The sequence below is a fragment of the Salmonella sp. SAL4457 genome, assembly GCF_046548235.1.
GTDB lineage: Bacteria > Pseudomonadota > Gammaproteobacteria > Enterobacterales > Enterobacteriaceae > Salmonella > Salmonella enterica.
This window is the reverse complement of sequence record NZ_JBGDZO010000500.1, coordinates 1-271: the sequence shown is the minus strand read 5'-3', so window position 1 is coordinate 271 and position 271 is coordinate 1. Positions and strand designations below refer to the sequence as shown.

1 protein-coding gene is annotated in these 271 nt (G+C 70.8%); it reads left to right on the top strand.

Annotated features, from left to right (window positions below):
- Positions 1-17: 17 nt before the first annotated feature.
- A partial coding sequence (locus ACLJNW_RS25225; RefSeq protein WP_410961363.1) for a DRTGG domain-containing protein occupies positions 18-271 on the top strand: 254 nt, incomplete at its 3' end.

The window sequence follows — 271 nt, the reverse complement described above, 5'->3', positions numbered from 1 at the left end:
ACTATGAGCAGCGCCGGGTGCAGAAGATCGTGCTATGCGCCCGCGCCGTGCCCAACACCGTGCAACTGCTCAAGCCCGGCGTGCTGGTGGTGACCCCCGGCGACCGCGACGACATCATCCTCGCCGCCAGCCTGGCCGCGATGAACGGCGTACCCTTGGCCGGCCTGCTGCTGTGCAGCGACTTCCCGCCCGACCCGCGGATCATGGAACTCTGCCGCGGCGCCCTGCAGGGCGGCCTGCCGGTGCTGTCGGTGGCCACCGGCTCCTACGA